Consider the following 8,339-nt stretch of genomic DNA (forward strand, 5'->3'; position numbering starts at 1 on the left):
ATGAACAAACAACAACTCGCCACCAAACTTTGGGCGTCAGCCAACGACTTGCGTGGCAAAATGGATGCCAGCGAATACAAAAACTACATTTTGGGCTTTTTGTTTTACAAATTTTTGTCAGAATACGAAGTTGGCTACCTTGCCAAAGAATACGAAATGACCCTTGACGACTTGGACAGCGAAAACATTGACACTCTAAAATCCGACTTGGGCTACTACATCGCCAAAGACGATTTGTACAGCACTTGGATTGCCAATATCAAAGGCGGAAATTGGCGAATCAGCAATGTAACAGACGCCCTTTCCCATTTTCGTCAAAACCTAGACCCACACCAAAAAGAAGATTTTGAAGGAATTTTTGACGATGTCAATTTAACTTCTGAAAAACTTGGCTCAAACGCCAGCGAAAAAGAATCCGCCGTGCGTAAACTCTTGGTTTTGCTTGATGATATTAACATTTCTAGCAACACCGATTACGATACTTTTGGCTTTATTTATGAATACTTGATCGCCCAATTTGCGATGAGTTCGGGCAAAAAAGCAGGCGAGTTTTACACCCCGCACCAAGTTTCGCAAATTATGGCAAGCATTGTCGCCAATGAAATTCGCGGCAAAGACAAACCCACCGTGTACGACCCAACCGCAGGCTCGGGGTCTTTACTTTTAACTTTGGGTTCGGCAATCTCGCCCAAACAACGCAACCAAATCAAATACTACGGTCAAGAAAACAATTCCACCACCTACAACATCGCCCGAATGAACCTTTTGATGCGTGGCGTAAGCCCTGCCAATATGGTTTTGCGTAATGCCGACACACTCAAAGAAGACTGGCCAAATGGCATTATCAGTGGCAAAGATGACCCCTTATTTGTGGACGCAGTTGTTGCCAATCCGCCTTATTCTGCCAAATGGGAAGCGTCCGAAAATCAGCTCAAAGACCTACGCTACCGTAATTATGGCGTTGCCCCTGCCACCAAAGCTGATTATGCTTTTTTGCTCCATTCCTTGTATCACTTAAAACCTGACGGGGTAATGGCGATTGTTTTGTCACACGGCGTGTTGTTTCGAGGCAATGAAGAAGAAAAAATCCGCACCAAATTGTTACAGCGTGGACAAATTGATGCGGTGATTGGACTGCCTGCGGGAATTTTTACCAATACGGGCATTCCAACCATTATTGTGATTTTGCGTAAACAAAGCAAACACAACAATGTGCTGTTTATTGATGCATCAAACGGCTATCGCAAAGAGAAAAACACCAATGTTTTGCGTGAACAAGACATCAAAAAAATCCTAGACACCTACATCGCACGGCAAAATGTGGACGGTTTTGCCAAAGTTGCCGAGCTTGATGAAATCATCGCCAACGGCTTTAATCTCAACATTCCACGCTATGTTAAGCCTGTTGGCAACGATGACAGCCAGTCCATTGAAGCCCATTTAAAAGGCGGTATTCCACTTGAAGATATGGCTCGCTTTGCCCCATTTCGCCAAAATTATGGCAAGAAATTCGCCCAAATTTTGTCAAATTAAGCGTCAAAACAGACCAGATTTTTGACATCATCAATCAAGACCACGATTATGGGCATTATATCAATGACTTGGGGCAACAAATCACCGCTTGGCAACACGATTTTGCCCACGCTTTAACGGCAAACAAGCCACTTAGTGAAGACGAATTTACCGCCATTTTTGAGAATGCCGAAAACCGCCTGTTTGAACTTTTCAGGCTGTCTGAATTTAGCGACCCTTATCACGCTTATCAATCGCTGATTGATGTATGGCAAAGCACGATTTTGCCTGATTTGTTGATTTTATCGGACGAAATCGGGGCGGACAATGACGAATGTGTCCGTGAGAATGGCTTTTATAAAGCCAGACGGCTTGTCCCCAATATGGTCATCAAAGGCAAAAACGAAGTGCAAGACGGCGTTAAAGGCGAACTTTTGTCCAAGCAAATGATTGGCTATGCGTTTTTTGCCGATGAAATTGGCGAGATTGACCGCCTAAAACAAAGCCTTGATGAGATTGAAGAACGCCAAGCCGAACGCCTTGCCAATATTGCCGATACTGCGTTGGCGGATTATGTCAATGATAAGGAAAAATTGGACGAAAAATCTTACAAAGCCATTAGCCAAGATTTAAAAACAATGAATGCGGACGATGAAAATTTTGAGCTGTTATCCGAAAGTTTGGCAGATTTTCAGGCTGCCAAAACCTTAAAAGCCGAACTCAAAAACAAAGAACCTGCCTTAAACAGCAAAATTGAACAGCAATATCAAACACTTGATTTGCCAACCATCAAACGCCTGCTGATTCAAAAATGGTTTGGCGAATTGTCGGGCAATTTAAGTGATGTGGGGCAAAGCTACGCCAAAACAGTAGCCAGTCAGCTTAAAGTGCTGGACGAACGCTATGCCGATACACTAGAAGACATTCGCCGCCAAAGAGAGCAGGCGGAAAATGCGTTTTGGGCAATGGCAAATCAGCTGGTTGGGGGTGTGTGATGAGCGAGCGTAAAGTGCCTAAATTGCGATTTGCTGGATTTACGGATGATTGGAAACAGCGAAAGTTGGGGAAATTTCTCGTTGGAAAAAATGAGCAAATTTCTGAAAACAGTGATTTTGTTTTAATGTCCTTTACCGCCACTCACGGCGTAACCCCAAAATCAGACAGGTACAATCGTGAATTTTTGGTAAAGGATGCAAATAAGAAGTATAAAAAGACAATATTGGGAGATTTGATTTACAGCTCAAATAATTTAGATGTAGGTTCGATTGGAATGAATAAAGTTGGAAATGCTTTGATTTCACCTGTTTATAGCATTTTTGCAACTCTTGAAAGTGCATCACCAAATTTTATGGGGATAATGATACAAAAACCAAGTTTTATCTCAAAAATGCTAAGGTATAGACAAGGTGTTACCTATGGGCAATGGAGAATACATGAAAATGAATTTTAAACATTGAAGTTTTCGTTCCCACCCTAGCCGAACAACAAGCCATTGGCGAGTTTTTTAAACAACTGGACGACACCATCGCTTTTCATCAGCGTGAGTTAGAAAAATACCAACAATTAAAGCAGGTTTTACTTGACCAACTTTTTGTGTAAAAATATGTAAATTTTGCCAAAATGTGCTATGATTTTACGCATTATCGCCCAAACGGAGCAAAAAATGACCCAAAAAACCACCCAAACCGAAACCGAACTTGAATTAGAAATCATTGACCGCCTATCCAAATGCGGCTGGACACCCCGTCCCGATTTGTATTACAAAACCGAAAGCGAATTATTAGCCAACTGGCGAGCCATTTTAAACACCCAAAACAAAGACCGCTTGCAAGGCGTGGAATTAACCGACAACGAATTTAAACAACTGACCGAACAAATTTTCGCCGTCAAAAGCCCAATAGAAGCAGGCAAAATGCTCGCCAATGGACAATTACAAATCGTACGAGACGCCAAAGGTTTGGAAAATACGCCCTTATTTTTGGAATTTTTTTGGCGACACGATGTCGGAGGTGGTCGCAACAGCTATGAAATCGTCCGCCAAATCGTCCGCCCTGCCAGCAAAGAACACCGAAAAGACCGCCGTTTTGACATTACCTTATTGATTTCTGGCATTCCTGTGATTCATTTGGAACTTAAAAAAGACGGCATTAAAACCGATGAAGCCTTTTATCAAATCAAACGATACAGCGAAGAATTAAGTTTTTCAGGATTTTATTCACTCATTCAAATTTTTGTGATATTAAATCCTGATGAATGCCGTTATTTTGCCAATTTTGGGCATTATGATAAATTCAATTTTAAATTTGCCTTTAATTGGAAAGATTTTGACAATCAAAATGTATTTGGCACCAGTCAATTTATTGAAAAAGTTTTATCCGTGCCAATGGGTCATAAATTGGTGTCGCTTTATACCATTTTTGATAATGAAAGAAATGCTTTAAAAGTATTGCGGTCATATCAAATTTATGCGGTGGAAGCAATATTGGAGCGATTAAATGGGGTGGAGTTTGGTATTAATCACGAATCCAAATTGGGCGGTTATGTTTGGCATACCACAGGTTCAGGCAAAACAATGACTTCGTTTAAAACCGCCGAATTGGTCAGCACCTTGCCCAATGTGGATAAAGTCGTATTTTTGGCGGACAGAAATGAACTGGTTAAACAAACCATTGACGAATATCAATCTTTTGGCGAAGAAGACAGCATTACCGCCACTCGTAATTCTTATGCTTTATTAAAAGCGATTAATCACAAAACCAAAGACAAACTTATTGTTACCAGCATTCAAAAAGCCAATAAAGTCGCAGGTTTAGAACAAGATAAAATCAAAGACAAAAACATTGTGTTTATTGTTGATGAAGCCCATCGCTCTACCGCAGGCGAAATGCTGATTCAAATTCGGCAAATGTTTGGGCGTTCTGTTTGGTTTGGCTTTACTGGCACACCGTTGTTTAATGAAAATAAACGAGATGTTACCACGCACGAATTATTTGGCGAAGCCTTGCATATTTATTCGGTGGCAGACGGTATTTTTGATAAAAATGTTTCGCCTTTTGATGTTCGGCAAAATTTCACTTATGATGCTTATGAATTACGCCAAAAAGTCGCAGAATTTAAAGACCCTTCCAAAGGTGAAGTTTATAAAAAAGGGCTGTCTGAAAAAAGCGATTTGGAAATAGAAAAAGAATTGCCAGAAGACAATTATGGCGAAAATCATATTGATATGGTGGTTAAAGATATTTTAAGAAAATGGGATAATAATTCGTCCAATCGCTTATTTTCGGCAATGCTGACCGTAAAAGACATCAAAACCGCCAATTTGTATTTTGAGAAATTAAAAAACAATGACAAAAATATCAGTGTGGCAGTGATTTATGATGACAGTGATAGAAATCAAGATAATGATTTGGAAAACAGTCTAAAATTAGAACAAGCCATTATGTATTATAATCAAAGATTTAATACCAATTTTGGTATTGATAATGTGCCAGCTTATCAAACCGATTTGATGGACAGATTGGCACGCCGTTATCAATATAGAGAAATTGATGACAGCACTCGTCTTGATTTGGTGATTGTGGTGCAGCAGCTTTTGACAGGCTTTGATGCTCCGTATTTAAATACTTTGTATGTGGATAAATTATTGGATTATGCCAATTTAATTCAAGCTTTCTCACGCACCAATCGCATTACCAATGAACAAAAACAACAAGGCAATATTGAATATTATCGCCGTCCTTTGCAGATGAAATTGCAAATTGATAAGGCATTTGAGTTATACGCCAATAAAGACAATGCCAATGTGATGTATGCACCGACATTGCAGGAAAACATATCAACAATTTGTGATATTTATCAAGATATTACCACTTTATTTCCCAAAAATGCCAATGGACAGCCTGATTTTAGTGCATTGCCTGATGATGTACCAAGCCAAAAACAATTTGTGCGTTGGGTCAATGAATTGGAAAAAAATATGATTAAAATCCGTCAGCAGGGTTTTGATATGAACAATGCGGACGATATGGCAAAATTGCCTTTTGATATTGAAGATTATGGGCGATTACAAGCCCGTTATTTAGATGTGCAAAATGAACATTCAGGCGAAACGGGTGGCGATGACTTGGGTATTTTGCTGATTGATAATACGCTGATTAGTGGCGAACGCATTAAAATTGACAATGATTATATCAGCCAATTATTAAAAAATATTACACAATCACAAAACAATGCCGATATTGCACGCTTTAATGAATTATCCACCCAATACCGCAAAACCGACCAAGAGTTATTACAACAAATTTTGGCGGATGCTTTGGCGGGCAAATTGCCTGATGATATTTCTTTAAATTTATTGCTCGACAAATACCGTGAAAGCCGTGAAAAAAGCACGATTTTTGAATTGGTGAATTTGTTTAATTTGGATAAAGCGTTATTTGAAAAATTATTACGCCATCACGTTTTTGGCAAAGAAGATTGGCACGAGTTTAATTTGTTAAAAGATTTGGCAAAAACCGCCGATATGGAAAAAGTTGCCAGTTTATATGAACAAGAAAACGGTAAATCTGGCAATAAAATAACCTTAAAAAAATATGTGGAGGACAAAATCAAATTTCATATTGAAAAAATATTAAGTAAACGCTAACGCAATCAGCCAATTCTCTATGTTGGAAAATTGGCTGATTTATTTTCAGGCTGCCTGAAAAATTAAACTATGCCATTAACACAATGACGCCAAATGTCGCATCACAATATCGGTATCTTTGTTTTCAAGTTCTTGAATGATATGCAAATAAGTTTGCTGAGTAGTGGTCATGCTAGAATGCCCAAGCCATCTTGCCACGCTGGCAATAGAAACACCTGCAAACAAAAGTAATGACGCGTGCGTATGACGTAAACCGTGTACGGTAATGACCGAAACGCCTGCTTTTTTACAGTGGCGGGCAATGCGGTAATTGACGGTGGAATTATAAACCTTATCGCCTGTTTTCATTAGGCTGATAAAAATGGGCGTTTCAGATTCGCTGTTTAAGTTTTTGATTAAGCCTGAAAACTGCATTACCGTTTGCCAGTCCAATTGAATTTTGCGGATTGATGAGCGGTTTTTGGTGGGTAAAAATCCGCCATTGTTTTTATAATCCCAAGTTTTGCTGACGCTTAAAGTTTGGTGGGCAAAATCAAAATCACCTGCGGTAATGGCAAGGGCTTCGGAAAACCGCATTCCTGTTTTGGCAATCAATAAAATAAACCAATCCCAATTTAATTGCTGGCTTAAATTGAGTTGCTTTAATACCAATTGCAATTCGTTTTGATGTAAAAATTTGATTTTTTTATTGGCGGGGGTTTTGCCTTTGATAATGGCTTTGCGAGTGGGGTCATTGTCAATCAAGCCTTCATCAACCGCGTCCAAAATCGCCCCTTTGATTTGATGATGAAAGTCCATTGTGGTTTGGCGTTCGTGGACTTCAGCATAATCGTTGAGCAATTTTTGATAACGAGAACGCGACAATTCGCCAACCTGCAAGTCTGGAGCGAGTTTTTTGAGCCAATACAGGCTGGACTGGTATTTTTTCATTGTAACAGGACGTACCGCCCCTTCTTTGTAGGTTTTGACCCATTCGGCAAAATAGTCGGAAAATAAAGTTTGTTTCATAAAATAAATACTCTTGGTAAATAAAGGAGTGTTTATTTTAGGATTTTTGGAATTTTATGGGTAATGTTTTCAGCCAGCCTGACAATCAATCATCACCCCAGCTAATACCTACCTATCAAAATTATCCATTATCGCCAATAATTTAAATCCTTTATAATATCCCCATTTATTAACCGTTAGGAACACAAAATGACCCACTCTGTAAAATCCTACGCCGCTTTTTCGGCAACCACGCCACTTGCCCCTTACGCCTTTGAACGCCGTGATTTGCGTGAAGACGATGTTTTGATTGATATTTTGTATTGTGGCGTGTGCCATTCGGATTTGCACACTGCTAGGAACGATTGGGGTTTTACCCACACTTACCCGATTGTGGTCGGACACGAAATCATTGGACGCGTGGCTCAAGTCGGCAAAAACGCCCATAAATTCAAAGTTGGCGACTTGGTGGGTGTGGGCTGTATGGTGGATTCGTGCCGTACTTGTTCGCCTTGTCAGCACGGTTTGGAGCAATATTGCGAACACGGCAACACAGGCACTTATGGCAGTCTTGACCGCTTTGACGGCACACTCACGCACGGCGGTTACAGCACGGGCATTGTGGTTAGCGAAGATTTTGTGCTTAAAGTTTCCGAAAACTTGGACACCAAAGCCGTTGCCCCCACTACTGTGTGCAGGCATTACCACTTATTCGCCCCTGCGACATTGGAAAGTGGGCAAGGGCAGTAAAGTCGCTGTGGTCGGCTTGGGCGGACTTGGGCATATGGCGGTCAAATTAGCGAAAGCAATGGGGGCGGAAGTAACGCTGTTCACCCGTTCGGTAGGCAAATCCGATGACGCTTACCGTTTGGGGGCAAGCCGTGTGGTGTTGTCCACCGATGAAAGCCAAATGAAAGCGGTTGCCAGTACCTTTGATTTAATCATTGACACCGTGCCATACACCCACGATTTAAAACCCTATATCCCCACTTTGGCATTGGACGGCACGCTGGTGCTGGTCGGTTTGGTTGGCGAATTAGAACAAACCATTAACACCGTGCCCATGATTATGGGTCGCCGCAGCATTTCGGCATCTGTGATTGGCGGTATTGCCGAAACGCAAGAAATGCTGGATTTTTGTGCCGAGCATCATATCGTGCCAGATGTGGAAATGATAACTATACCAACCGAACCC

General features: G+C 40.7%; 6 protein-coding genes and 1 pseudogene. 6 read left to right on the forward strand and 1 reads right to left on the reverse strand.

What is annotated here, in order from left to right:
* The 5 genes from B5J93_RS13730 to B5J93_RS03555 all read left to right on the forward strand — a co-directional run bounded on the left by B5J93_RS13730 (position 1) and on the right by B5J93_RS03555 (position 6,157).
* Positions 1–1,533, forward strand: a complete 1,533-nt coding sequence (locus tag B5J93_RS13730; protein WP_211278843.1) for a type I restriction-modification system subunit M — start codon at positions 1–3, stop codon at positions 1,531–1,533.
* Between the two features lie 68 nt (positions 1,534–1,601).
* Positions 1,602–2,507 (forward strand): hypothetical protein, encoded by a 906-nt coding sequence (locus B5J93_RS13735; protein WP_211278844.1) that lies wholly within the window; start codon positions 1,602–1,604, stop codon positions 2,505–2,507.
* Positions 2,507–2,962, forward strand: coding sequence for a hypothetical protein (locus B5J93_RS03550; protein WP_079324665.1), 456 nt, complete (start codon positions 2,507–2,509; stop codon positions 2,960–2,962). Before B5J93_RS13735 ends, B5J93_RS03550 begins: the two co-directional genes overlap by 1 nt.
* Before the next feature lie 2 nt (positions 2,963–2,964).
* On the forward strand, positions 2,965–3,111 hold the full coding sequence (locus B5J93_RS14365; protein ID WP_420811396.1) for a restriction endonuclease subunit S domain-containing protein: 147 nt from the start codon (positions 2,965–2,967) through the stop codon (positions 3,109–3,111).
* Positions 3,112–3,175: 64 nt separating this feature from the next.
* On the forward strand, positions 3,176–6,157 hold the full coding sequence (locus B5J93_RS03555; protein ID WP_079324671.1) for a type I restriction endonuclease subunit R: 2,982 nt from the start codon (positions 3,176–3,178) through the stop codon (positions 6,155–6,157).
* Positions 6,158–6,232: 75 nt separating this feature from the next.
* Here the strand turns inward: B5J93_RS03555 and B5J93_RS03560 are convergent, their stop codons facing one another.
* Entirely contained in the window at positions 6,233–7,165 is a 933-nt protein-coding gene (locus tag B5J93_RS03560; protein WP_079324667.1) for a site-specific integrase, read from the reverse strand.
* Between the two features lie 189 nt (positions 7,166–7,354).
* On the opposite strand from B5J93_RS03560, the pseudogene B5J93_RS03565 reads away from it, so the two are divergent.
* Positions 7,355–8,339, forward strand: a pseudogene (locus tag B5J93_RS03565) (NAD(P)-dependent alcohol dehydrogenase); the annotation flags it as partial.

The organism is Moraxella equi, assembly GCF_002027555.1.
GTDB classification, from domain to species: domain Bacteria; phylum Pseudomonadota; class Gammaproteobacteria; order Pseudomonadales; family Moraxellaceae; genus Moraxella; species Moraxella equi.

Coding starts and splice junctions, on each gene's coding strand:
- B5J93_RS03550 (WP_079324665.1), top strand. CDS start 2,507: ATGAGCGAGCGTAAAGTGCCTAAATTGCGATTTGCTGGATTTACGGAT.
- B5J93_RS13730 (WP_211278843.1), top strand. CDS start 1: ATGAACAAACAACAACTCGCCACCAAACTTTGGGCGTCAGCCAACGAC.
- B5J93_RS03555 (WP_079324671.1), top strand. CDS start 3,176: ATGACCCAAAAAACCACCCAAACCGAAACCGAACTTGAATTAGAAATC.
- B5J93_RS03560 (WP_079324667.1), bottom strand. CDS start 7,165: ATGAAACAAACTTTATTTTCCGACTATTTTGCCGAATGGGTCAAAACC.